The organism is Marinobacterium zhoushanense (genome assembly GCF_014641945.1).
In the GTDB taxonomy this organism is placed as follows: Bacteria; Pseudomonadota; Gammaproteobacteria; order Pseudomonadales; family Balneatricaceae; genus Marinobacterium_D; species Marinobacterium_D zhoushanense.
Window position 1 is genome coordinate 51,816 of sequence record NZ_BMIJ01000010.1, and the last position, 23,125, is coordinate 74,940.

A 23,125-nucleotide genomic window follows, 5' to 3' on the forward strand; every position below is an offset into this window, starting at 1 on the left:
ACTTGGTTGCCTGCCAGTAGATCACCCCAGGGAACAGTCACCCAGACACAATCCAGTACAATTCAATGAAACTGTTAGGTATGCTTGGTCGACACAGTTGAAGGTATCCAGGATGAAGCGAAGCGGAACCCGGATCAGTACCGTAATGGACGAGATCCGGTCGAGAATCAGCTCCCGAACCTATCTGCCGGGGACGCGATTGCCGTCGGTACGCGCGCAGGCGAAGGCACTGCGAGTCTCGGTATCCACCGTGGTGGAAGCTTACGAACGCCTGGTGGCCGAAGGTGTCATTCACTCGCGGCCGGGGTCGGGGTTCTATGTCTCGGGGCCTGTCGCGCCGCTGGCGCTGGCGGAGATCGGCCCCAGGCTCGACCGCGCGGTCGATCCACTCTGGATATCGCGCCAATCGCTTGAGGCGGACGCCGGGGTGCTCAAGCCCGGCTGTGGCTGGCTGCCCGAGTCGTGGATGTATGAAGCCGGGATGCGGCGGGCGCTGCGTGCGGTCGCGCGGGCCGACAGTTCGGTGCTGACGGACTATGCCACGCCGCTCGGCCTGCCGGCGCTGCGCCAGGTTCTGGCCCGACGCCTGGTCGCCGCCGGCATCGACGCGCCACCGGACCAGATCGTGCTGGCCGAGTCCGGCACTCAGGCGATCGATCTGATCTGCCGCTTCCTGCTGGAGCCGGGTGACGTGGTGCTGGTCGACGACCCCTGCTACTTCAACTTCCACGCCCTGCTGAAGGCCCATCGTGCCAACATCGTCGGCGTTCCCTACACCCCCAACGGCCCGGACCTGGAGGCGTTCGCGGCGGCCCTGCGCGAGCACTCGCCGCGGCTCTATATCACCAACTCCGGCATCCACAACCCCACCGGCGCCACCCTGTCGGCGGCCACGGCACACCGCTTGTTGACCCTCGCCGAGCGCTCGGACCTGGTGATAGTCGAGGACGATATCTTCGCCGATTTCGAGACAGATCCGGCGCCGCGACTTGCCGCCTTCGACGGCCTCTCCCGGGTGATCCATATCGGCAGTTTTTCCAAGACCATCTCCGCCTCGTTGCGCTGTGGCTATATCGCCGCCCGTGCCGACTGGGTCGACGCGCTGGTCGACCTGAAGATCGCCACCAGCTTCGGCGGCGGTCAGCTCGCGGCCAGTGTGCTGCTGACGGCGCTCACCGACAGCGGCTACCGCAAGCATATGGAGGCGGTGCGACAGCGGCTGGCGCAGGCGATGGAGAGCACGGTCGACACACTGCAGGGAATGGGCATCGCGCCCTGGCTGATACCTCGGGCGGGCATGTTCGTCTGGTGCCGGTTGCCACCGGACGTGGATGCCGCCGCCACCGCCCGCACCTGTCTGCAGCAGGGCGTGGTACTGGCGCCGGGCAACGCCTTCAGCCAGTCGCAGAGCGGCAGCAACTTCCTGCGCTTCAATGTCGCCCAGTGCACCGATAGCCGGGTGTTCGAGAGTCTGGCGCAGTCACTGTCCCGGTAGGCGGGGCAAGGCCAGGGTCGGAGCGGCGCCGGGACTCGGCCGGTGCCGCCATCGCCGGACCCGCTCTAGTCCGGCACGTACACGGTGCCGTTGTCGAACGAGATGAGATCCTCCGCCGCCGGCTGCGCCGCGATCGGCGGCAGGTTGGCGCTGGTCAGCGCCGGCGCCGCGCCGGGTACGCCCCCCCTGGGCGTGGTGCGCACAACCTGTGACAGCGGCAACGGCCGGCCGGTGCTCAGGTGGTCGTAGATCCAGTCCAGCGCCTCGCCCAGATAGGGGTGCAGCGGTACGAAATGGCTGTCGTAACCCGGCAGCGCGACGTGGTCGATGAAGGCGTCGAAGTGCTGGGCGTTGGTCACCTCGATATAGCGCAGCTGGCTCTCGCCCTGTTCGACCAGCTGGTTCAGGCCGAAGTAGGGGCGCGAACTGAACCCGACCGGCACCAGCGCATCGGAGCGACCGTGCACGATGATCGCCGGCTTGCCGTGCAGGTTTGCCCGGCGCAACACCTCGTCAATGCCCTGCTGCACGCGCTGCGCCTCGGCGGAACCCGGCTGCAGCAGATCACGCAGGCACCGCGCACCGTCGACATTGAAGTCGGTCAGCCCGGTCGACGGCGAGATCGATACGGCGTCACGCCGCGGTCCGCCCACTGCAGCGTCGTTGATGATCTGCGCGCCGGCGGTTGGTGGGATGCCGTTGCCGCTACCAAAGCTCTGCTCCAGTGCCGTGCCCGCGATGGGAGCCGGGGCTCCGGCAGCATCGACGCCGGCATAGCTGAATGCACAGAGCCTCTCCTCGACGCCAAAGCGGCCATAGGCGTTGGCATAGAGCACGGCGATGGCCGGGGTGGCAAAGGCGTAGTGCGAAGCGTGCAGCAGTACCGACTCCGGTTCCCAGCCATAATCGAACAACCGATCCAGCGCCTCCTCGGCCTGATCGGCCAGAACGTCGGCGTTCAACAGGCCGTTGGCTCGCAACGCCGCACAGCGGTTGGCCGCACTGGCGGCCGGGACAAAGAGCCGGCCCGGAGCGTCTACGGCCCGGGTCGACAGTGCGGCACAGGGCTGGTAGAGGTTGGCGAAGCTGGTGTAATCGAACAGGGTCTTGCCACTGCCCGACAACAGGCGCTGGCCGCGCTCGACGCTGACCCGGTCGTCCGGCAGCAGCTGGATCTGCGGTTCGCTCACCGCGACGCCGTCGATCCAGTGGCCCTGGTCCTGCTCCGCCGCGGCCAGCGCGGCGCCGGCGCCGTTGGATGCGCTGGAGGCGATCACCAGGGTGTTGGACGGGCGCAGGACTACCTTGTGACCCTGAAGCTTGTGCTCGGGGCCAAACTGCTCATTGAGGACGTAGAACGCAAACTGCACCGCCTGCAGGGTATTCAGGCCCCAATCCGCCTCGGGATTCTGCTTGGAGTGGGCATGCTTGATGGCGACACGATAGGGCCAGGCGGTGAGAAGATCGGTGCGTGCAGCGGCATCCAGATCGGCGCTGAAGCTCGATTCATTACCGGCCAGATCCGCATCCGCACGCTGGCCGTCGATCAGGCTGACACTGTTGGTGTCCAGGTCATGCAGACCCGTACCGGTGCCCTTGTCGGCATAGGCCACCGCGCACCCCTTCTGCAGCCCCCATTCGCCGGCGGTGCCGATCGCGCCGTAGACGCCGCGCGAACCGCTCGACGTACCAGTCACTATGCAGGGGTGGTCCGGGCTGAAATGGGCCGGCACCTGCACCATCAGTGTGACATTCTGCCGGCCGCTGCCATCGTCGGCGTAGGCGAGGTACTCGGTGCCGGCGATCATGCCGCTGCCGCCGCTGTTGACGTTACCGTCGGCATCCACGCTGGTGCGGGGACCGAACAGACTGCCGAAGCCACCGTTGCTGGCCACGTCGACCAGCGCACGGTAGTTGTTATAGATCGCCAGACGGCGCAGTTCGGCGGTACTCGGCGGGCTGGAGAGCGCCGGTGCCGCCGCCTGCAGGCCGCTGAGCCCGAGCCCGGCGGTCAGCAGATCGTCGCTGACACCGTCATACTGGGTGCTCGAGACAGTGCCGATGAACGCCGGCTTTGCATTGAAGCCCTGACCCTGAGCGAGCGCAGTGGCGGGGCTAAGACCGAGGCAGACTAAGAGAAGCGGGAAATGGCGCAGGGCGCGCCGCTTAGAGCAAAGCATGAACGACTCCTTTTGTTCGGGATCTGTAAGCGGCTTTGAGCGGGCATACAACGGTAGCGTCCCTCAAAGTCGCGCCAGCGCCAGGACTTCATACTGCGGCGTGTGCCAGGAAATATAGCAGTGACTCGGCCCGGTGTAGATGAACAATATGCGTCGGGAAAATCGCGGCCGCTGCCACGCGGCTTCGGCCGGGTCCACTCAGGTGGCCGAGGGCACCACGCCGAACTGCCGCTTGTATTCGCGGCTGAACTGGTCCGGGCTGTTGTAGCCACCACTCTGACCACGGCAACCGCCATTCGATTGATCCATCCCCAATCAGCCGCAATACTTTTATAGCAAGCGAGCCGCTTGCAGAACCACTCGACTGGGCTGGATAAGCCGTATGGCAAGGCCTCTAGCGGAGTCACTCGACAACTCACTCGTCAAATTAGGTGATCGTATGAACAGCAACCGCCCGTTAGATCCCCTGCCCACCGAGCACTGGGACAGCTCGCTGATACAGGTGATCGAGGATATGAAAGGCGATCCGATCAACGTGCACAAACTGATGGCCCACAACCCGGCGCTACTCAATGCCTGGTGGGACTTTCGCAACCATTCCGTGAACGGCGGAGCGCTGGGCAAGCGGCTTGGCGAACTGGTGATCCTGCGTGTCGCCATCCATATGCGCGCCTGGTACGAATGGGGCTCGCACGTTGAGCGTGGATTGGCTTGCGGGCTGACGCTGGAGGAGATCGAACGGATCAAGGCTGAGCCTCGTCCGGAGCAGTGGAGCGACAAGGAGTACCTGCTGTTACTTGCCGTGGACGAGCTGATCACCCGCCACGGACTCTCCCCGGAACTGTTGGCAAAACTGCAAGACTGCTACTCGGATGCCGAACTGATGGATCTGATCGCGATCCACGGCATGTATGTCATCCTCGGCTGCATGATCAACACCTGGGGTCTGGAGCTGGACGAGCATGTCCGCGAAAAACTACCGCCCGGCATCACCCGTGACGGCTTCGAGTCACAGGTACCCAGCAAAGATTGATCCGGGCACCGCCTCCCGCACTGATAACATCCTCAGTAGGCCGGTTTGTGCATCCGCGGTACGGCAACTATATTGAGGTTTACTCTCACCCCGCTCTTCCTCGATGCCCTTCTGGCTAGCTGACTTACTGGGTGAAGGGAGTATAGGTAATGGAGCAAACCTTATTTGACAAGTATGGGGGCTTTGCCACGGTCAGCCGTATCGTGTCGGCCTTTTATGACGACGTCCTCGATTCACCCCGCCTAAGCCCCTATTTCGACGGCCTGGATATGCGCCGGCTGGTCGATCACCAGACCAAGTTCATCGCCTCCCTGATGGGCGGCCCCGCCAGCTTCTCCAACGAGGCACTGGTGCGCGCCCACGCCAACCTGGGTATTGATAGCGACGACTTCGACGAGGCGGTGAAGATCCTCAAATTTACGCTTGAGGATTTCGATCTGGAGGAGGGCGACATCTCCCGCATCATCGGCGAGGTGGTCAGCCGACGGCATTACATAGTCACCCAATCCTGAGGGCCGAACGATGGACGAGCAGATCGATACCCGCGCCCTGCTTCAGCAGCTCCACCTGGCCGTGGCCCTGATCGATATCGAGGCGGACACGGTTTACTTCGAGAACGCCTGCTTTTTCGATTGGTTTCCCCCACCTGCAGGTGAACAGGGTCGGCTGAGCGAGCGCGTTGCGGCTCTGGATCTGGAAAAAGCCCGCAGCAGGCTCAGCGACCGGGGGAGTTTCCGTTTTGAGCTTGAAGCCCAGATCAAGGGCCGAGCGACGCCCCTTCGGCTGGAGATGCGCAGGATCGAGCACCAGGGCAAGCCGCTGGTACTACTCGAGGGCCGCGATATTTCGAAAGAGAAGGAGAACCAGTACATGCTCGACTCCTACTCACGAATGGCCGAGCGCAATGCCAAGGCGCTGGAGAAAGAGAAGGACAGGGTGGAACGTCTGCTGCTCAACATCATGCCCAAGCAGGTCTATGAAGAGCTGAAGGACTTTGGCACCACCACGCCCCAGCACTTCGAGCATGCCGCAATCCTGATGCTCGACTTCGTGCGCTTCACCGATATGCAGATCTCCAGCGACGCCAGCGCACTGGTCTCCGAACTGAACGACATATTTTCCGCTTTCGACCGCATTGTCGAGATGTTCGGCTGTGAACGTATCCGTACCATCGGCGACTCCTATATGGCGGTCTCTGGCGTACCGGAGGAGAGCAGCGAAGATACCGCCAATATCGCCCGTGTGGCACTGCGTATGCGCCGTTATCTGGAGAAGCGCAATGCGGCCCATACCAACCAGTGGAAAGGGCGGATCGGTATCAATACCGGCCCGGTGATCGGCTCCCTGGTGGGGATACAGAAGTACGTCTACGACCTGTTTGGTCCCGGGGTCAATCTGGCTGCCAGGATGGAAAGCCTGTCTGAACCGATGCGCATCACCCTGAATGAGGCCACCTACGAGCTGATCAAAGATGAATTTATCTGCAGCGAACGCGAAGAGGTCGATGTAAAAGGCTTCGGGCCGATGACGCTCTACTTTCTCGAGGAGGAGGCGCGCCAGCACTACCGGTAGCGCGCCACGACATCCATTAGTCTGATGCTCGTACCAATATCGGATCAAACCAGCGCGTTGGCAGCAGTCGGCGCATCCAGCCCATGAAATAGGTCGGCAAGGTCACATAGTAACGGGGCCGGGGGCGACGACTTTCCAACGCGTGTCGCAGGGGCTTGAGCACCGCCTCAGGCGACAGGGTAAAGGCGGGTTCCCTGCCCGGCGTCCGGTTGCTCAGACGTTTGACCACCGCTTCATAGGTGGCTCGATGAGCACTGTTTTCAACATCGATATGGTCCTGAAACGCCTTGAACGCGTTGCTGCGGAACGCGCTTTCGATCGGACCGGGCTCTATCAGGCTGACATAGATATTGCTGCCGACCAACTCCAGCCTCAGCGTATCGGTCAGCCCCTCCAGTGCGAATTTTGAGCAGTTGTAGGCGCCGCGGTACTTCAATGCCACCAGCCCCAGCACCGATGAGTTCATGACGATACGGCCATGCCCCTGTCTACGCATCACCGGCAGCACGAGGTTGGTCAGCTCCAGCCAGCCCAGCAGGTTGGTTTCCAACTGCGCCCGCATCACGTCACGGGTCAGATCCTCCACCGCGCCAGGTTGGCCATAGGCACCGTTGTTGAACAGCGCATCCAGCGTGCCTCCGGTACGAGACAGGATCTCGGTCAGCGCATCGCGGATCGAGACGCTGTCGTCCAGATCGAGCAGAAGGCTCTCCAAGCCAAGGTCAGTAAGCGCTTGCACATCTTCAGGCTTACGGGCCGTGGCGAATACGCGATAGCCTTCGGCTTGCAAACCTAACGCACAGTGCTTGCCGATGCCGCTTGAGCAGCCGGTGATCAAGATCGTCTTCATCTATAGTCCTGCCGGTGTAGAGAGCCACTGGCAGGCCACCCTATCCCAGAATCGCGACGTCAGCAATTGTCAGGCAGGGCGGCCGTTCAGAGCGGCCGACAGCAACAATGTATCAGATGAGTGAACAGTAGGCGGTCAATGCATATGTTTCGCATCCGCACCGGTGTCATAGCCCCTTAACCGGCTGTAGTCGGCGATCTGAAGCGGCGTCAGAACCTGCTTGGTCAACAGGTGGCTGTCCAGGTGCACCTGACGCAGCTCGGCATGAGCCCGCGCACTCGTTTCGAGCAGTGCCGACAAGCTATTGGCATCGACCTGCCCGGTTCGGAACGCCTGCTCTATGGTCTGCTCGGCCTGGAGGTAGCGTTGACCGACCGCCACGGCACGAGCCTTCATGGCCGCGAACTGCTGCTCCATCGTTCTCTGCTGATCTGCGGTCAATGCCAGCTCCCCCGCCAGGTCCAGCACGTGTCGTGGGCCGGGGTATCCGTTGAGTTCAGCAGGCTTGGCCAGACTCCAACCCTTACCCAGTCGAATCGATTCGACATCCTCGACCGAAAGGCTCTTGATCTCCCGCATCTGCTGGCCCGAGTAGTCGGCCGCTGTCGCATGCACGGTGTTCAGGCCCAACAGCATCAGGCCAAGAAAAAAAAGTTTCATAACATCTCCATCAGGATAGTGGGTGGTCCCGACACCCTAGAGAATCACCTCACGACGACATATGATTCAAATCATAGATGGACAGCAGGAGAACAGCGATGCGACTTAGCTTCGCTCAGTGGATTACCAACCAGTTACAGGCGAACGAATGCAGACAGCTGGCGCGTGGAGAACACCTGTTTCGCGCCGGAGAGCCCGTGACTCGGCTTTTTCTGGTGGCTCGGGGCGAGGTGCGCCTTGCCCGTCCGCTAAGCCACGGCGAACTCCTTACCGTACATCGTGCGCGAATCGGCATGCTGGTGGCGGAGGCCTCGATCTTCGCCTCCCACTACCACTGCGACGCTATCGCCGAAGTCGATACGGAGCTGCGGATATTCAACCGGGCGCAGGTACAGGCACTACTGCGCTCCGATCCTGAATGTGCCGAACGCCTGTGTGCCTATCTGTCCGGCGAGATACTGGCATTGCGCACCCAGCTTGAGTTGTCCCATATCCAGTCGGCGGAGGAGCGTATATTGACCTGGATACAGTTGCATGCGTCCGACGGCACGCTCAGGCTCGATCGTCCACTGATAAGCGTCGCCGCGGAGCTGGGACTGGCCCACGAAACCCTGTATCGGACACTTAAGCGCCTGCAGCAGACGGGCGTTATTCAGCGCGAGCCTGGCGCTATCCGGTTGGACCGCCACGGGACGGAACCGAAGAGCACAGATTAGTCCAGATGGCGCTTAACGCGCCTCGGGTTCGGTATTAGCCCCCTGGATCTCCAGCCGCTTGTTCAAGCGCTCAAGCGCAAAGCGCATGGAGTCGAGATTCATCCGATCCTCCAACCCCTGAAGCTGAAGACGATAGTTTTCATCTGTTAACTCCTGGTACTTGCTGTACTGATAAAGATTGAGGCCAAACGCGGTCAGAAAAAGCAGAAAGATCACCACGGCGGCATCCAGATTCAAGGTGAGCTTCTTCAACGGTTGCTCCTTCGGCAAACATAGATTGAGTTATCCAGGCCCAGCGTCGTCTGTAGGCCAGCGAGACGACACCATATCACGGCAACGCACGAATCACTGCACGGACTACACTGTCCGTATCGGCAGTCACTCCGGACGGGGAGGCAATATATGAAAGCAAATCTGTGCAGAAAACTGATGGCCACACATAACGGCCTGTCACCTCTGATCCTGCGGGTACCGGTGGGTATCGTGCTGATACCCCATGGTGCCCAGAAACTGTTTGGCTGGTTTGGCGGCGGTGGCTTGCAGGGCACCGGTCGGTGGATGGCATCGATCGGTCTGGAGCCAGGCATGCTGATGGCGCTGTTGGCCGGCTCGATGGAGTTCTTCGGCGGTATTGCACTGCTGATCGGTCTTCTCACCCGCCTTGTGGGCCTTGCGCTCGCCTTTCAGATGCTGATTGCCATTCTCTTCGTGCATCTCGGCAAAGGTTTGTTTGTCAGTGAAGGAGGGTGGGAATACGCCTTGGTACTGCTCGCGGCGGGGCTCTCGCTGATGGTGTCAGGCGGCGGGCGCTTCAGCGTCGATGGCCGATGCTCCTGCTGATCCGCGTCAACTGCCCGATCTGACATGCCGGCTGCCAGCTGTCATGTCAGATCAGGCAGCGTTGCGTACAGGCCGCCTCAACTTACCGCTAATGGTTTTTAATATCAACAGGTTAGTAATAGCTATTCAAGATCAGAAACTGGCACTCATGTTGCGATACTCCGGGCAAACCGATAAATCCCAACCGCTCAAGGAGATTCAACATGGCTGCTACTCACAACGATGAACGATATGAAGAACTGGGCCTGATCCCCTCCATCGCCATGGTGCTGGTGGGCTTGGTGATCGCCATAGTCCCAGCGCTGGTCCAGCTGGGTTTGCTTTTGGGCAACTGATCTACCCAGGGCGCGATCACCGCAACGCCTCGGTTGGTACCGGGGCTTTTTCATCGCCAATAAACGCTGGATAACCCATGTCACGGGAGATGCAGGGATATTGAGGACAGTTAATCGGTGCTTGTCAGCTCAGGACTGAGTCTTTGATAACTATGTTTGAGAACTATCGGGAGAGGGGATATATCATTGCAGAGAGACCTACCGGGGTACCCGGTGGTGCAGATGGGGAGACTCGAACTCCCACGCCCGTGAAGGCACTAGCACCTGAAGCTAGCGTGTCTACCAATTCCACCACATCTGCGTCGGTTTGCGCGGATCTGCGATTCTGGATCGCGCGGTGCGCACCGCCTGTTTACACTTTCTTAGCTCTGCGCCGCCCCTGGACTCTTTCCAGGAGTGGTGCAGATGGGGAGACTCGAACTCCCACGCCCGTGAAGGCACTAGCACCTGAAGCTAGCGTGTCTACCAATTCCACCACATCTGCGTCGAAAGTGGGGCGCATTATATAGAGGAGGCTATTTGTTGTGAAGCCCCCTTATAAAAACTTTTTCCTGTTAGCTTTGAGAACCCAGGCAACGCTCAAAACGCCTGGCCAGATCCAGCATGAATTCAGTATAGGCACTGGGGGTCAGCCTCACGCCAATCGCCAGCGGATCCACCTCGCCCTTATTCAGCGCCAGCCCACTGGTGACCGACTCGACCAGCGCACCGCTGAACTGCGGTTCGCTCAATACACACACCGCCTGCTGCGACTCCAGCCGGGTACGAATCTCCGCCAGGTGGCGTGCGCCGGGTTTTTGTGAGGGCTCCAGAGTGAAGTAACCGAGTTGCTTCAGACCATAGTGCCCAACGAAACCCGTGTAGGCATCGTGAAACACATAGAATCCGCGATCGCGCAGCGGGTTCAGCATCTCACCGATCTGGCGGTCGGTTGTGGCGATCGATGCCTCGAACCGGGCCAGATTGCGATCCAGCCGCTCCGTCTGGGCCGGGTAGAGTGCGACCATTTCGCGGTGGATGGCGCGGGCCATAGCCAGCGCATTGAAGGGATCCAGCCAGGGGTGAAGATCTAGGCCGCCGTGATCATGTTCATGGCCTGACTCATCGTCATGATGATCCGTCTCGGCAACTCGGTCATGCTCATCCTCATGCGCCGCGTGTCCGTGCTCGTCATGCTCCTTTTCGTGCTCACCGGCACCCTGCGCCGCGCCTGGCATCAACGCCAGCGTGTGAGCTGAGGTACGGGCCAGCGGCTTATCAAGAAAGCGCTCCAGATCCGGCCCGATCCAGAACACCAGTTTCGCCTCCATCAAACTGCGCATGGCCGAGGGCTTGAGCGCATAGTGGTGCGGCGAGGCGCCATCCTCGATCAGCACCGCGGGCTGGGTAACGCCATCGGCAATCGCGCTGGCGATCAGCCCCAGGGGCTTGATGCTGACCATCACCTCTGCCTGCGTCACCGTCTCTTCGGCACTGACGACGAGCGGAGAGAACCCACTGCCTAACATGACCACAATGGCCGCAGCCCTCGTCACACGGCTTATCCAGCCCATTAACTCCTGTCGCATGAGAACTACGAATACCCCGCGTAATCAAATTTACATTATGTTATACTATAACAACCGTTTTCCGAGGAAGTGTCAATATGAGCCAGGATGACCCCGGATTTGAATCCGATCACGACCACCAGCACTGTATCGAGCAAGCGCTTGAGACGGCGCGGGTACTCTGTCGTGATCGCAAACAGCGGCTGACCCCGATCCGCGAACTGGTGCTCAAGCTGGTGTGGCAGAACCATCAGCCGCTCGGCGCATACGAACTGCTGCCAGCCCTGGCCAAGGCCGGCTTCAACTCGGCGCCACCGACGGTGTATCGGGCACTGGAGTTCCTGCAGGAACAGGGTTTCGTGCACCGCATCGCATCGCTCAACGCCTATGTCGGCTGTCCCCATCCGGAGCGTCCCCACCGCAGCGGTTTCCTGATCTGCCGCGGTTGCCAACGGGCGGTCGAGCTTAATGCCGGCGCGGTACACAGCGCACTCAAAACCAGCGCTGGCGAACTTGGCTTCGAGATCGAACAGGAGATGGTCGAAGTGGTCGGGCTCTGCCCCGACTGCCGCATGACAGGAGGCGCCCATGCCTAATCGCGATCTGGTTCGACTCAGTCAGATCGAGGTGCAGTTCGGTGAGGACCGGGTGCTGAACAACATCAACCTGAACCTGCATACCGACTGCATCACCACACTGATCGGCCCCAACGGCGCCGGCAAAACCACACTGGTGCGCGTGGTGCTCGGCCTGCTCAAACCGACCCGGGGCAATATCTGGCGCCAGCCGGGGCTGCGTGTTGGCTACATGCCGCAGAAACTGCACATCGACCGCACCCTGCCGTTGACGGTCGCCCGTTTTATGCAGGTACCGCATAGGACCGCGGCAATCGATGTGAACGCTGCACTGACCGCAGTAGGTGCCGACCACCTGTTGAATAAGTCGATCCATGACCTGTCCGGTGGCGAAACCCAGCGGGTGCTTCTGGCCCGCGCTCTGTTGCGCAACCCGCAGCTGCTGGTGCTCGATGAACCGGTGCAGGGGGTGGATATCAACGGTCAGATCGAGCTCTACCAGCTGATCGCGCGCATCCGCAAGGAGCGCAAGCTGGGCGTACTGATGATCTCCCACGATCTGCACCTGGTGATGGCCTCAACCGATCATGTGGTATGCCTGAACCATCATATCTGCTGTTCCGGTCATCCGGAGATGGTCAGCAACGACCCGTCGTTCCACGAGCTGTTCGGCCCGGCACAGGCCAGTGCCCTGGCGCTGTACAACCACCACCATAATCACCAGCACGATATCCACGGCGATGTGATCGCAGATCAACCCTCCACCCATTGCTGCGACGGACACTGACACACCATGGCTGAATTCTTACTACTGGCGCTGGCTGGAGGCATAGGCATCGCGGCAATAGCGGGCCCCTTGGGCGCGTTCGTCGTCTGGCGGCGGATGGCCTACTTTGGCGACACCCTGGCTCACTCCGCGCTGCTCGGCATCGCCCTGGGCTTCCTGTTCGACATCAACCTGAATCTGGCGGTCGTAGCCTGCTGCGTGCTGCTGGCGCTGCTGCTGGTCAGCCTGCAGCGCCAGCATATCGTCGCCACCGACACCCTGCTCGGCATCATGGCGCACAGCTCGCTGTCGCTGGGCCTGGTCGCCGTTGCACTGCTCGATAATGTACGTATCGACCTGATCGAATACCTGTTCGGGGATCTGCTGGCGATCGCCCCGGAGGATCTGTACTGGATCTACGGCGGCGGCGTGCTGGTGCTGTTCCTGGTATGGAAACTATGGGACCAGCTGCTGGCGATCACCATCAACGAGGAGCTGGCGAAGGTAGAGGGGGTCAACACCCTGGGCGTGCGGCTGGCGCTGATGCTGCTGATCGCCACCGTGATCGCGGTGGCGATGAAACTGGTCGGCATCCTGCTGATCACCTCGCTGCTGATCATCCCGGCCGCCGCCGCCCGCCGCCTGGCGCATACGCCTGAGCAGATGGCGATCTACGCCTCGCTGCTGGGCATGATCGCCGTGGTCGGCGGTATCACCGCCTCCTGGTTCTGGGATACCCCCGCAGGCCCCTCCGTGGTGGTTGCGGCACTGGTCGAGTTCCTGCTGCTCTATGCCGCGCCACGCGGCTTATCCAGGGCATAAGCAGCCATCCATGACCGCACTGAAACACTGGCGCTATTGGCCCGACAGGGCGCTCCATCGCAGCATCTGGTCGCTGGCCTGGCCGATGATGCTGTCCAACATTACCGTACCGCTGCTGGGGCTGGTGGATACCGCCGTGATCGGCCACCTGCCGTCGCCCCACTACCTGGGTGCAGTCGCCGTCGGCGGCATGATCTTCTCGATCCTGTACTGGGCCTTCGGCTTTCTGCGCATGGGCACCACCGGACTGGTTGCCCAGGCGTCGGGGCGGGATGACGGCACCACCATCCGTACCCTGCTGGCGCAGTCGCTGATCCTGGCCACACTGATCGGTACGGCCCTGATTCTGCTGCGTACCCCAACGCTTGAGCTGGCCCTGAGGCTGATGGATCCCGCCGCCGATGTGCTCGACGAGGCGCGCAGCTACACTACGATCCGCGTGTTCGGCGCACCGGCGGCGCTGTGCAATTACGCGCTGCTGGGCTGGTTCGTCGGCAACCAGAACACCCGTGTGCCGCTGCTGCTGCTGACCTTCGGCAATCTGCTGAATATGCTGTTGGACCTGCTGTTCGTGTATGGCTTCGGTATGCATGCCGCCGGGGTGGCGCTGGGCAGCGTCATCGCAGAATGGGCCAGCCTGGCGCTGGGGATCTGGTACTGTCGCCGCCTGCTCATCGGCATTCCCGGGCAGTGGCTGCTGGAGCCACTGAGACGGCTCAAGGCCTATGCCGCGTTGATTCACGTGAATCGCTACCTGTTCGTGCGCACGGTAACGCTGCTGCTCACCTTTGCCTTCTTTACCGCCCAAGGGGCGAAACAGGGTACCGATATCCTGTCAGCCAACGCGGTGCTGCTGAACTTCCTGATGCTGATCTCCAATGCCCTGGATGGCTTCGCCCATGCCACGGAGGCATTGACCGGACGTACCCTGGGCCAGCGCAACCTGGACAGGTTTTACCGCACCGTGGTCAGCGCCGGCATCTGGTCACTGGTCAGCGCTGCGCTCCTGACCCTGATCTTCGCTTTCGGCGGCAACCTGATCATTGCCCTGCTGACCGGTATCGAATCGATACGCGCCGAGGCGGCGCGCTACCTGCCCTGGCTGGTGGCGCTGCCGCTGATCGGAATCTGGAGTTTCTTGCTCGACGGGATATTTATCGGCACCACCCAGGTGCGGGCGATGCAGAACACCATGCTTTTGTCCGTGTTCGCCGTATTTGCACCGGTCTGGTGGCTGACACAATCGTTGGCGAACCACGGCCTGTGGATCGCCTTTGTCAGCTTCTTCGCCGCGCGTGGTATTAGCGGTGGCTATGTGTACTGGCGCCTGTGCCGAAGCGGTGCCTGGATGAGCGGATAGACGCTTGACAGATAGCGCAGCACAGACAGTATGCAAGCGTTTACACACTGCCTGAGGCCTGCCGTGTAACCGGTGTTTTCAAGCCTCACAGCTTAGCGTGGAGGGTCAGTGATCGCGCCGATTCTGCCCGGGGTTGGGGTTGAAGTTGATCACCTGTACCTGATCTCGTTCGGCGTCGCTGGCGCTCGGCGCCTTGTCAGCGCGAGGCTGATTGACCCGCGTCTCCAGCTCTTCGTGATCGGGACGGCCATCCAGGCGTAGTGAATCCTCAAAGCCACATTTGACGCACTCACGGTATTCGCGCTCGTCGTCACGGTACATGCGCACCGCGTCCATCTGCGCGCAGCGCGGGCAAACGGCACCGGCGATAAAACGTTTTACAATACTCATCTCAACACTCTCGGGCTTCAGCAGGGAGCCATAGGCCCCCTGCATCGGCGTTGGAATTTATGGCCCTATTGTACGCCTATTCGATGCCCGAGTGACGCAGCAGTGCATCGACGCTCGGTTCACGGCCTCGAAACTCGACGAACAGCTCCATCGCCTCACGCGAACCACCCTGTTCCAATATCGCCTGCCGGAAGGCCAAACCGGTTTCCGGATTGAAGATACCATCCTCTTCGAATCGGGAGAAAGCATCGGCGGAAAGCACTTCGGCCCACTTGTAGCTGTAGTATCCGGCGGCATAACCGCCGGCAAAGATATGTGTAAAACCGTTCTGGAAGCGGTTTTCCCGCGGCGGCTGGAACACCGCCACCTCGTCGCGCACGCTGTCGAGCACCGCCTGTACCTTGGTTTTGCCCGGCTCGTATTCGCCGTGCAGGCGGAAGTCGAACAGCGCGAACTCCAGCTGCCGCAGCATCATCATGCCGGCCTGGAAATGTTTCGCTGCCAGCATCTTGTCGAGCATCTCCTGCGGCAGCGGCTCACCGGTCTCATAGTGGCCCGAGATCAGCGCCAGCGCCTCCGGCTCCCAGCACCAGTTCTCCAGGAACTGGCTGGGCAGCTCCACCGCATCCCAGGCCACGCCGTTGATGCCGCTGACATCGGATACGTCGATCTGGGTCAGCATGTGGTGCAGCCCGTGGCCGAACTCGTGAAACAGGGTGGTGACCTCATCGTGAGTCAGCAGTGCCGGGTGGCCGCTGGTCGGCGGGGTGAAGTTGCATACCAGGTAGGCCACCGGCAGCTGCAGCGAGCCATCCGGCAGGCGGCGCCGCACCCGACAATCATCCATCCAGGCACCGCCGCGCTTCTTCGCGCGGGCAAAGGGATCCAGGTAACAGTAGGCGATCGCCTCACCATCGCGGCTCAAGCGATACAGCCGCGCATCCTTGTGCCAGCTGTCGAACTCCAGGATCTGCTCAAACTGCACATCGAATAGCCGCCCGACCACGGCGAACAGCCCATCGAGCACCTTCGGCAGTGGGAAGTATGGACGCAGGGCCTGCTGGGAGATATCGAAACGCGCCAGCTTGAGCTTCTCGGCGTAGAAGCTGAGGTCCCAGGCACAGAGCTCATCCAGGCCATCGGTTTCCAAGGCAAAGCCCTTCAACTCGCCCAGCTCGCGCTCGGCCAGGGTGCGACTCTTGCCGGCCAGGTCGCGAATAAAACCGATTACCTGCTCTGATGACTGCGCCATCTTGGTCGCCAACGAATAATCGGCGTAATTGTCGAAGCCGAGCAGCTTGGCCAGCTCGGTGCGCAGCTCCAATATCTCGTCCATGATCGCCGAGTTGTCCCATTGCCCCGCCGTCGGTCCCTGGTCGGAGGCGCGGGTGCTGTACGCGCGGTAGAGTTCCTCGCGCAGGCTGCGATCCTCGGCATGGGCCATCACCGCAAAGTAGGCCGGAAAATCGAGGGTGATCACCCACCCCTCCAGTTCGCGCTCCTGTGCCGCTTCCTTCGCAGCGCTGATCGCATGGGCCGGAAGCCCCGCCAGCTGGGCTTCGTCGGTTATGTGACGGTACCAGCCGTGGGTCGCATCGAGCACATTTTCGGAGAACTTGGTGGTCAATTCGGACAGCCGCTGCTGCAGCTCGGCGTAGCGTTTCTGTTCCGCCTCGGGCAGCGCGATACCGGACAGGCGGAAATCACGCAGCGAGTGCTCGACCACGGTTTTCTGTGCCTGACTCAATTCGGCGTAGCCGTCGCTCTCGGCCAGCGCCTTGAACGCCTGATACAGGGCCTGGTTCTGGCCCAGCTCAGTCCAGTACTGCGACAGCTTCGGCAAGCAACGGTTGTACGCCTCACGCAGCTCATCGGAGTTCATCACCGAGTTCAGGTGTGATACCGGCGACCAGGCCTGACTCAGTTCGTCGTTCAGCTGCTCCAGCACCTCCACCAACGATTCCCAGCTCGGCACCTCGGCATCCTGGGTCAGTTGGGCGATACGCGAACGGTTGCGGGCCAGCAGCTCATCGATGGCAGGCTCCACATGCTCTGGATGGATGCTGCTGAAAGGGGGCAGATGGTGCTGCTCAAGCAGGGGGTTGGACATGGATTGCACTCCTCGAACTCTTTTTACGCGCCGACAGGTACATCAACGACATCAATGGCGGGTTCTATTGCTATACAATGGAGCGCATTCAGGGCCTTTTCAACAGGAGCGTTAGAATGAAGATCCGCAGCTATCAGGGCATGACCCCGAAACTGGGCGAACGCGTGTTTGTCGATCCCAGCGCCGTGGTGCTGGGAGACGTGGAGATCGGCGACGATTGCTCGGTCTGGCCACTGGTGGTGATTCGCGGTGATATGCACCGCATCCGTATCGGCCACTCCACCAGCATTCAGGATGGCTCTGTGCTGCATATCACCCATGCCGGCCCCTATAACCCGGACGGTTTTCCGCTCGAGATCGGCGACCATGTGACCGTTGGCCACCAGGCGATGCTGCACGGGTGCAAGATCGGCAGCCGGGTACTGGTGGGCATGGGCGCAATGATAATGGATGGTGCCATCGTCGACGACGAGGTGATTATCGGTGCCGGATCGCTGGTACCGCCGGGCAAGCACCTGAAGAGCGGCTACCTCTATGTCGGTCGTCCGGCCAAGCCCCAGCGCGAACTGACGGATAAAGAGCGGGAGTTCTTTACCTACACCGCCAACAATTACGTCAAGCTCAAGGACAAGCATCTCGACGAGGAGTGGGCCGCTCTCGATTGACCGCCTGAACGCCGGAGCAGGTCGGCTGCTCCGGTACCCTAACGCGAAGAACCCCCGCCATACGGCTTATCCAGCCTGATCAGGCTGATCATCCCTCGATCTATCCCGCATATTTCTCGCGTCTATTGCCGTCAGGTTATTGCTATTGATAACGCTTTTCATTTAGATTAGCGTAATTCGCATATCGAGACCGGATCAAGGAGCCAATCGCATGACCTTTCGACGCGCTTTAGGAGCCAGCCTGATCGGCGCCGCACTTGTCGCCCCATTGACACTGAGCAGTGCGGTGCAGGCCGCCAACCAAGATCCCAGTGCAGACGCGGTGGTCATGCACTACGCCGATATGGCCCTGGCCGTTTATGGCGACTCACTGAGCAGTGCCAATACCCTGCACGAAGCGGTGAAGGCGCTGATCGCCAAACCGTCGAAAGAGACACTGAAGCAAGCCCGTGAAGCCTGGATCGCAGCACGCGTGCCGTACCAGCAGTCGGAGGCATTCCGCTTCGGCAACAGTGTCGTCGACGACTGGGAGGGGCGCGTCAACGCCTGGCCACTGGACGAAGGCCTGATCGACTACGTGAACACCGACAGCTACGGCATCGAGTCCTACGAAAACCCCTTCTACACTGCCAATATCATCGCCAACCCGTCGCTGACCATCAGCGGTCAAACTGTCGATGCCAGTACCATCACGCCGGAGCTGATCCAGCAGTTGCATGAGATCGACGGTATAGAAGCCAATGTCGCCAGCGGCTACCACGCGATTGAGTTTCTGCTCTGGGGCCAGGACCTTAACGGCACCGAACCCGGTGCTGGCGAGCGCCCCCATACCGATTTCGATAGCCAGAACTGCACCGGCGACAACTGTGAGCGTCGCGCCCAGTACCTGGAAAGCGCTACCCGACTGCTGATCACCGACCTTGAGGAGATGGTGGCCAACTGGCAGGCGGGCGGCGCCGCACGTGCGGAGCTGGAAGCGAAAAGCGCGGCCGAAGGGCTGGCCAGCATCACCACGGGTATGGGCAGCCTGGCCTACGGCGAGCTGGGTGGCGAGCGCACCAAGCTCGGCCTGATGCTGCATGACCCGGAGGAGGAGCATGATTGCTTCTCCGATAACACCAACTGGTCGCACTACTACGACGCCAAGGGGATCCAGAATGTCTACCTGGGCCAGTACACCCGCATCGACGGCAGCCAGATACAGGGCCCCTCTCTGTCCGACCTGGTTGCGGCAGCCGACGCTGAGCTGGACAAGAAGATGCGCGCGCAGCTGGACAACACCCAGGCTGCTGGCCAGGCGATGGTCGATTCGGCAGCTCAGGGCGCGCCGTTTGACGTGATGATCGCGCCGGGTAACAGCGAAGGGGGCCAACTGGTGCAGAACTTCGTCAACTCCCTGGTCGCCCAGACCGGTGTAACCGAGGAGGTGATCGCCAAGCTGAATCTGGGCGAAGTCGCCATCGAGGGCTCCGACAGCCTGGATAACCCGACCGCCGTTGGCGCCGAGTAAACCCGATGGCAGCAGCGCCACATTTTGTGCGCGCCCCCCTCTACGCCGGTCTGCTGGCACTGTCCCTCAGTGCCAGCCTGATTGGCGCGGAGCCCACCCGGGCTCAACAGCCCGCAGCAGGCGGCGCCACTACAGTCACCGGACCTCCGGGTCGGCACCCCTTCTCCCAGCCCGCCGCGAATCTCGACCTCGATACCCGCATGTCGTTCGTGCTCGGCGAAGCGATCTTCAACAAGATCTGGGTGCCGTCGCCCTCATCCACCACCGCCAGTGATGGCCTCGGCCCGCTGCACAACGCTCGCGCCTGCGGCCAGTGCCACGTCAACGACGGTCGCGGCAACCCGATTACCGGCGCCGGTATCAACAAACTCTCCTCACTGCTCAGGCTCAGCGTGCCGCTGGACAGCGTCGAACGCCAGGCGGCGGCCCGTACCGGCGGTCTGGCCGGTGATCCGGTTTACGGCACCCAGTTACAGCCCTTCGCCATCGCCGGTGTACCCGCCGAGGGGCGGGTTGAGATCGACTATACCACTCATCGAGTGACGCTCTCCGAAGGTGAGTCTGCCGAGCTCAGATCTCCCGTGGTACGGGTTATCCAGCCCGGTTACGGCGACTTCGATCCGGCGTTGAGAACCTCCTTTCGCATCGCGCCGCCGATGATCGGCCTGGGGCTTCTGGAGCAGATACCGGAATCGGATCTCGAGGCACTGGCCGACCCTGACGATGCTGACGGTGACGGGATCTCCGGGCGTATCAACCGGGTTTATGATCTGGAGCGCGGTACATTGCTACCGGGACGATTCGGCTGGAAGGCGGGACAGCCAACACTGGCCCAGCAAAACGCCAGCGCCCTGGCCAACGATATCGGCATCGGCAACCCGATCCACCCTGCCGCCAGCGGTAACTGCACCGAGCGCCAGCAGACCTGTCTGGCGCAGCCCAACGGCAACACAGAGCAGCAGGGCGGCTTGGAAGCGTCACCGGAGATGATGGCAGTGCTGGCCTTTTACACCGCCCACCTGGCCGTACCCGCCGCCCGCGAGCAGAGCGCGCCGGACGTCATCCGCGGCCGCCAGCTGTTTTATAACAGCGGTTGCGCCGGTTGCCATACACCAAGCCAACGTACCGGCGCCTCGCCCCAGTGGCCCGCGCTCGCGCACCAGCGGTTCCAGCCCTATACCGACCTGCTGCTGCACGATATGGGCCCGGGCTTGGCCGATCAACATACTGAGTTCGACGCCGCCGGCAACGAATGGCGCACCGCGCCGCTCTGGGGCGTGGGATTGACACAACGGGTAAGCAACAATGGCTATTTCCTCCATGACGGTCGGGCTCGCACCCTGTTGGAAGCGATCCTCTGGCACGGCGGTGAAGCCGAAACTGCACGGAGCAAGGTTATCAACATGAGTCGAAAGGATCGCAGAGCACTGATCCGGTTTCTGGAGTCACTATGAAACACAGAATCAACACCAGCCTGCTGCCCACTCTGGTCGGCGCCAGCGCCCTGTTTCTGTTGGCAGGGCTGATCCACGGCAATCGGGCTGCCGCACAGTCGGTTGACTGGCAGGCGTATAACGAAGAAACGCTGCATGCGGATATCCTGCCCGCCTATGCGCACTTCGCCTCTGAAGCACAGGGCTTGGCCGAGGCCAGCATCGCACTGTGCCAGCAGCCGGACAGCGACAGCCTGGCACATACACGGCAAGCCTACCGCGATACGTTGAACGCCTGGCAGGGCGTGTCCCACCTCCAGTTCGGCCCGGTTACCTATCTGATGCGCAACTACAGCATCCAGTTTTGGCCGGACCGCAAGAGCATCGGCCGCAAACAGCTGCAAGCAGCCTTGGCACTGCCGGCGGACTCAACCTTCGATGGGGAGTTTTTCCATCAGGCCAGCGTGTCGATCAAGGGCCTGCCGGCGCTGGAACAGCTACTGTTCAGGGCGGATGCCCTGGACCGGATACAGGGTTCCGGGGTCGACTGCCACCTGGCGCAGGCGATCGCCGGCAATCTTTCGGCCATGGCCGGCGAAATCTATCGGGACTGGCAAGCGCAGGGCAAACGTCTATTGAGCGGCAGCGGTGACGCGGCCGAAGATGAAGCCGAGTCGGGTGCCGTACCGGCTTTCAGCGTCGATCTGATGAAGTCCCTGGTGGAGCCGATCGAGTTGATTCGCGACACCAAGCTGCTGGCGGTTTTGGGCAAGGGCGCAAACAGCACCTATCCTCATCGCGCCGAGAGCTGGATGAGTGAGCAGTCACTGGCCAATATCCGCACCAACCTGCACGCGGCCCATGCGCTGTTCAAGGGCGACAGCGCCGGTCTGGAACAGCTGCTGCGCCAGCGCGGTGAAGCGGACCTGGCCAGGGCGATCGAACAGCATTTCGCGCTGCTCGATGAACAACTGCAGCCGCTGGGCGATTCCCTGGTTCAGGCGTTGGACAGCCACTACGCGGAGCTGATCGCGACCACCGAATCGCTCAAGACACTCGATCTGCTGCTTGGTAAAGCGATGAAAGCACTGGATATACAGCTGGGGTTCAATAGCCGTGATGGAGATTAATCGCCGCCGCTTGCTGCAGCTGCTGGTCGGCACACCGTTACTGTCCTCACTGCCCGTCGCGGCCCAGCAGGCGCGTATTCTGATCGCCAGTGCCGCCGATACTGCCGATGGCAGTCACTTGCTGGTGGTGATGGATGAGCTGGGCAGCAGCTTGCTTCGGCACCCACTGCCCGACCGGGCGCATCACGTGGCGGCGCATCCGTCCAAACCCTGGGTCGCGGCAGTGGCCAGGCGTCCCGGCTATTACATCGATCTGGTCGACTACACCAGCGGCCAACTGCAGCAGCGGATAGAACCGCAACCCGGCCGCCATTTTTATGGCCACGCCATTTTCACCCGCGATGGCCAAGGTCTTTGGGTCACCGAGATGGACATGGCCAGCGGCGAGGGCAGGGTAACCCTGCGCAATCTGGCCACCCCACAGCAGCCGGTGCGCGACTTCAGCAGCGGTGGCATCGGTCCTCACGAGCTGCTGCTCGCACCCGACGCCAGCACATTAGTGGTTGCTAACGGCGGAATCCTTACCGATGGACGAGACAAACTCAATATCGACAGTATGACGCCCTCTCTGGCCTATATCGACCAGGATACGGGCAGGCTCCTCGAACAGCGTTTTCTGCCGCATGAGGATCACCAGCTCAGCATCCGTCATATCGATATCAACAGCCGGGGCGAGGTGATCATCGCGCTGCAGTATCAAGGCGACATCGCCGACGATAAGCCGTTGGTCGCACTGCACCGCCGGGGCAGCGAACTGCGGTTGTTGAAAGCGCCGACGGAGATTAACCGCCAGATGGCACAGTATTGCGGCAGCGCCCGCTTCGACAGCAGCGGCCGCATTGCGGCGGTCAGCGCGCCCCGGGGCAACCTGATCACCTTCTGGGACGTGGATAACAGCCGCTACCTGACCAGCCTGAAAGCGGCGGATGGTTGCGGCCTGGCCGCCACCGAGGAGCCGGAGGTATTCATCGCCAGCAGCGGCCGCGGTCACTGCTATACCCTCTACCCACGCGAGGAGTACCGCGAGCCCTTACGGCTGCCGCCACAGCTGAGCAGTCTCGCCTGGGACAACCACATGATGCTGTTCCAGGCCAAGGCTTGATCAGCTGCTACTGAAAAGGGGCCAAAAGGCCCCT

Annotated in this window: 23 protein-coding genes and 2 tRNA genes; 16 read left to right on the plus strand and 9 right to left on the minus strand. The window is 61.5% G+C overall.

Annotated elements, in window-relative coordinates; genetic code table 11:
- The first annotated feature begins 112 nt into the window (after positions 1-112).
- Positions 113-1,495 carry an aminotransferase-like domain-containing protein gene (locus IEX40_RS20660; protein WP_188751894.1) on the plus strand — a complete coding sequence of 461 codons (1,383 nt, stop codon included), beginning with the start codon at positions 113-115 and terminating at the stop codon, positions 1,493-1,495.
- A 65-nt stretch (positions 1,496-1,560) separates the two neighbouring features.
- Here IEX40_RS20660 and IEX40_RS20665 read toward each other — a convergent pair whose 3' ends face one another.
- Positions 1,561-3,675, minus strand: coding sequence for a 3-hydroxybutyrate oligomer hydrolase family protein (locus tag IEX40_RS20665; RefSeq protein ID WP_188751896.1), 2,115 nt, complete (start codon positions 3,673-3,675; stop codon positions 1,561-1,563).
- A gap of 439 nt (positions 3,676-4,114) precedes the next feature.
- On the opposite strand from IEX40_RS20665, the gene IEX40_RS20675 reads away from it, so the two are divergent.
- From IEX40_RS20675 to IEX40_RS20685, 3 genes are all read left to right on the plus strand, one after another.
- On the plus strand, positions 4,115-4,708 hold the full coding sequence (locus tag IEX40_RS20675) for a carboxymuconolactone decarboxylase family protein (RefSeq protein WP_188751900.1): 594 nt from the start codon (positions 4,115-4,117) through the stop codon (positions 4,706-4,708).
- 149 nt (positions 4,709-4,857) lie between these two features.
- Positions 4,858-5,220 (plus strand): group I truncated hemoglobin, encoded by a 363-nt coding sequence (locus IEX40_RS20680; RefSeq protein ID WP_188751902.1) that lies wholly within the window; start codon positions 4,858-4,860, stop codon positions 5,218-5,220.
- 10 nt (positions 5,221-5,230) lie between these two features.
- Positions 5,231-6,280: an adenylate/guanylate cyclase domain-containing protein gene (locus tag IEX40_RS20685; protein WP_188751904.1), complete on the plus strand. Its 1,050-nt coding sequence runs from the start codon at positions 5,231-5,233 to the stop codon at positions 6,278-6,280.
- Between the two features lie 16 nt (positions 6,281-6,296).
- Here IEX40_RS20685 and IEX40_RS20690 read toward each other — a convergent pair whose 3' ends face one another.
- Positions 6,297-7,130, minus strand: a complete 834-nt coding sequence (locus tag IEX40_RS20690; protein WP_188751905.1) for an SDR family oxidoreductase — start codon at positions 7,128-7,130, stop codon at positions 6,297-6,299.
- A gap of 135 nt (positions 7,131-7,265) precedes the next feature.
- Entirely contained in the window at positions 7,266-7,790 is a 525-nt protein-coding gene (locus IEX40_RS20695; RefSeq protein ID WP_188751907.1) for a hypothetical protein, read from the minus strand.
- A 98-nt stretch (positions 7,791-7,888) separates the two neighbouring features.
- On the opposite strand from IEX40_RS20695, the gene IEX40_RS20700 reads away from it, so the two are divergent.
- Complete coding sequence (locus IEX40_RS20700) at positions 7,889-8,506, plus strand: Crp/Fnr family transcriptional regulator (protein WP_188751909.1); 618 nt, start codon at positions 7,889-7,891, stop codon at positions 8,504-8,506.
- A 12-nt stretch (positions 8,507-8,518) separates the two neighbouring features.
- On the opposite strand, the gene IEX40_RS20705 is transcribed toward IEX40_RS20700, so the two are convergent.
- Positions 8,519-8,758, minus strand: coding sequence for a hypothetical protein (locus IEX40_RS20705; protein ID WP_188751911.1), 240 nt, complete (start codon positions 8,756-8,758; stop codon positions 8,519-8,521).
- A gap of 150 nt (positions 8,759-8,908) precedes the next feature.
- On the opposite strand from IEX40_RS20705, the gene IEX40_RS20710 reads away from it, so the two are divergent.
- Together IEX40_RS20710 and IEX40_RS22195 are read left to right on the plus strand one after the other, a co-directional pair.
- Positions 8,909-9,346 carry a DoxX family protein gene (locus IEX40_RS20710; protein WP_188751913.1) on the plus strand — a complete coding sequence of 146 codons (438 nt, stop codon included), beginning with the start codon at positions 8,909-8,911 and terminating at the stop codon, positions 9,344-9,346.
- Positions 9,347-9,549: 203 nt separating this feature from the next.
- Complete coding sequence (locus IEX40_RS22195) at positions 9,550-9,681, plus strand: hypothetical protein (RefSeq protein ID WP_268235829.1); 132 nt, start codon at positions 9,550-9,552, stop codon at positions 9,679-9,681.
- A 214-nt stretch (positions 9,682-9,895) separates the two neighbouring features.
- On the opposite strand, the gene IEX40_RS20715 is transcribed toward IEX40_RS22195, so the two are convergent.
- From IEX40_RS20715 to znuA, 3 genes are all read right to left on the minus strand, one after another.
- A tRNA-Leu gene (locus tag IEX40_RS20715) sits at positions 9,896-9,982 on the minus strand.
- Positions 9,983-10,078: 96 nt separating this feature from the next.
- Positions 10,079-10,165, minus strand: a tRNA-Leu gene (locus IEX40_RS20720).
- A 70-nt stretch (positions 10,166-10,235) separates the two neighbouring features.
- Positions 10,236-11,216 carry a zinc ABC transporter substrate-binding protein ZnuA gene (gene znuA, locus IEX40_RS20725; protein WP_188751914.1) on the minus strand — a complete coding sequence of 327 codons (981 nt, stop codon included), beginning with the start codon at positions 11,214-11,216 and terminating at the stop codon, positions 10,236-10,238.
- A 110-nt stretch (positions 11,217-11,326) separates the two neighbouring features.
- Here znuA and IEX40_RS20730 point away from each other — a divergent pair, with 110 nt between their 5' ends.
- The 4 genes from IEX40_RS20730 to IEX40_RS20745 are packed head-to-tail and all read left to right on the plus strand — an operon-like array spanning position 11,327 to position 14,751.
- The gene (locus IEX40_RS20730; protein WP_188751916.1) at positions 11,327-11,824 is read left to right on the plus strand and encodes a Fur family transcriptional regulator; all 498 of its coding nucleotides are present in this window, start codon (positions 11,327-11,329) and stop codon (positions 11,822-11,824) included.
- Positions 11,817-12,590 (plus strand): zinc ABC transporter ATP-binding protein ZnuC, encoded by a 774-nt coding sequence (gene znuC, locus IEX40_RS20735; RefSeq protein WP_188751918.1) that lies wholly within the window; start codon positions 11,817-11,819, stop codon positions 12,588-12,590. Before IEX40_RS20730 ends, znuC begins: the two co-directional genes overlap by 8 nt.
- A gap of 6 nt (positions 12,591-12,596) precedes the next feature.
- Positions 12,597-13,391 carry a zinc ABC transporter permease subunit ZnuB gene (znuB, locus tag IEX40_RS20740; RefSeq protein ID WP_188751920.1) on the plus strand — a complete coding sequence of 265 codons (795 nt, stop codon included), beginning with the start codon at positions 12,597-12,599 and terminating at the stop codon, positions 13,389-13,391.
- Positions 13,392-13,401: 10 nt separating this feature from the next.
- Positions 13,402-14,751, plus strand: coding sequence for an MATE family efflux transporter (locus IEX40_RS20745; protein WP_188751921.1), 1,350 nt, complete (start codon positions 13,402-13,404; stop codon positions 14,749-14,751).
- Between the two features lie 105 nt (positions 14,752-14,856).
- Here IEX40_RS20745 and IEX40_RS20750 read toward each other — a convergent pair whose 3' ends face one another.
- A complete protein-coding gene (locus IEX40_RS20750; protein ID WP_188751923.1) occupies positions 14,857-15,141 on the minus strand; it encodes a YheV family putative zinc ribbon protein in 285 nt (94 codons plus the stop codon).
- 76 nt (positions 15,142-15,217) lie between these two features.
- On the minus strand, positions 15,218-17,251 hold the full coding sequence (gene prlC / locus IEX40_RS20755; RefSeq protein ID WP_188751925.1) for an oligopeptidase A: 2,034 nt from the start codon (positions 17,249-17,251) through the stop codon (positions 15,218-15,220).
- 116 nt (positions 17,252-17,367) lie between these two features.
- On the opposite strand from prlC, the gene IEX40_RS20760 reads away from it, so the two are divergent.
- From IEX40_RS20760 to IEX40_RS20780, 5 genes are all read left to right on the plus strand, one after another.
- Positions 17,368-17,916, plus strand: coding sequence for a gamma carbonic anhydrase family protein (locus IEX40_RS20760; RefSeq protein WP_188751927.1), 549 nt, complete (start codon positions 17,368-17,370; stop codon positions 17,914-17,916).
- A gap of 211 nt (positions 17,917-18,127) precedes the next feature.
- Positions 18,128-19,426, plus strand: coding sequence for an imelysin family protein (locus tag IEX40_RS20765; RefSeq protein WP_188751928.1), 1,299 nt, complete (start codon positions 18,128-18,130; stop codon positions 19,424-19,426).
- A gap of 5 nt (positions 19,427-19,431) precedes the next feature.
- Positions 19,432-20,880 (plus strand): di-heme oxidoreductase family protein, encoded by a 1,449-nt coding sequence (locus IEX40_RS20770; protein WP_188751930.1) that lies wholly within the window; start codon positions 19,432-19,434, stop codon positions 20,878-20,880.
- Positions 20,877-21,989, plus strand: a complete 1,113-nt coding sequence (locus IEX40_RS20775) for an imelysin family protein (protein WP_188751933.1) — start codon at positions 20,877-20,879, stop codon at positions 21,987-21,989. Before IEX40_RS20770 ends, IEX40_RS20775 begins: the two co-directional genes overlap by 4 nt.
- On the plus strand, positions 21,979-23,091 hold the full coding sequence (locus IEX40_RS20780; protein ID WP_188752059.1) for a DUF1513 domain-containing protein: 1,113 nt from the start codon (positions 21,979-21,981) through the stop codon (positions 23,089-23,091). The genes IEX40_RS20775 and IEX40_RS20780 overlap by 11 nt, the downstream gene beginning before the upstream one ends.
- Positions 23,092-23,125: the final 34 nt, after the last annotated feature.

Excerpts from the sequence above, each read along its gene's own strand:
- znuC (WP_188751918.1), top strand. The coding sequence starts at position 11,817 with ATGCCTAATCGCGATCTGGTTCGACTCAGTCAGATCGAGGTGCAGTTC.
- IEX40_RS20750 (WP_188751923.1), bottom strand. The coding sequence starts at position 15,141 with ATGAGTATTGTAAAACGTTTTATCGCCGGTGCCGTTTGCCCGCGCTGC.
- IEX40_RS20685 (WP_188751904.1), top strand. The coding sequence starts at position 5,231 with ATGGACGAGCAGATCGATACCCGCGCCCTGCTTCAGCAGCTCCACCTG.
- IEX40_RS20690 (WP_188751905.1), bottom strand. The coding sequence starts at position 7,130 with ATGAAGACGATCTTGATCACCGGCTGCTCAAGCGGCATCGGCAAGCAC.
- IEX40_RS22195 (WP_268235829.1), top strand. The coding sequence starts at position 9,550 with ATGGCTGCTACTCACAACGATGAACGATATGAAGAACTGGGCCTGATC.
- IEX40_RS20660 (WP_188751894.1), top strand. The coding sequence starts at position 113 with ATGAAGCGAAGCGGAACCCGGATCAGTACCGTAATGGACGAGATCCGG.
- IEX40_RS20700 (WP_188751909.1), top strand. The coding sequence starts at position 7,889 with ATGCGACTTAGCTTCGCTCAGTGGATTACCAACCAGTTACAGGCGAAC.
- prlC (WP_188751925.1), bottom strand. The coding sequence starts at position 17,251 with ATGTCCAACCCCCTGCTTGAGCAGCACCATCTGCCCCCTTTCAGCAGC.
- IEX40_RS20665 (WP_188751896.1), bottom strand. The coding sequence starts at position 3,675 with ATGCTTTGCTCTAAGCGGCGCGCCCTGCGCCATTTCCCGCTTCTCTTA.
- IEX40_RS20710 (WP_188751913.1), top strand. The coding sequence starts at position 8,909 with ATGAAAGCAAATCTGTGCAGAAAACTGATGGCCACACATAACGGCCTG.
- IEX40_RS20775 (WP_188751933.1), top strand. The coding sequence starts at position 20,877 with ATGAAACACAGAATCAACACCAGCCTGCTGCCCACTCTGGTCGGCGCC.
- IEX40_RS20760 (WP_188751927.1), top strand. The coding sequence starts at position 17,368 with ATGAAGATCCGCAGCTATCAGGGCATGACCCCGAAACTGGGCGAACGC.
- IEX40_RS20695 (WP_188751907.1), bottom strand. The coding sequence starts at position 7,790 with ATGAAACTTTTTTTTCTTGGCCTGATGCTGTTGGGCCTGAACACCGTG.
- IEX40_RS20730 (WP_188751916.1), top strand. The coding sequence starts at position 11,327 with ATGAGCCAGGATGACCCCGGATTTGAATCCGATCACGACCACCAGCAC.
- IEX40_RS20745 (WP_188751921.1), top strand. The coding sequence starts at position 13,402 with ATGACCGCACTGAAACACTGGCGCTATTGGCCCGACAGGGCGCTCCAT.
- IEX40_RS20680 (WP_188751902.1), top strand. The coding sequence starts at position 4,858 with ATGGAGCAAACCTTATTTGACAAGTATGGGGGCTTTGCCACGGTCAGC.
- IEX40_RS20765 (WP_188751928.1), top strand. The coding sequence starts at position 18,128 with ATGACCTTTCGACGCGCTTTAGGAGCCAGCCTGATCGGCGCCGCACTT.
- znuB (WP_188751920.1), top strand. The coding sequence starts at position 12,597 with ATGGCTGAATTCTTACTACTGGCGCTGGCTGGAGGCATAGGCATCGCG.
- IEX40_RS20770 (WP_188751930.1), top strand. The coding sequence starts at position 19,432 with ATGGCAGCAGCGCCACATTTTGTGCGCGCCCCCCTCTACGCCGGTCTG.
- IEX40_RS20780 (WP_188752059.1), top strand. The coding sequence starts at position 21,979 with ATGGAGATTAATCGCCGCCGCTTGCTGCAGCTGCTGGTCGGCACACCG.
- IEX40_RS20675 (WP_188751900.1), top strand. The coding sequence starts at position 4,115 with ATGAACAGCAACCGCCCGTTAGATCCCCTGCCCACCGAGCACTGGGAC.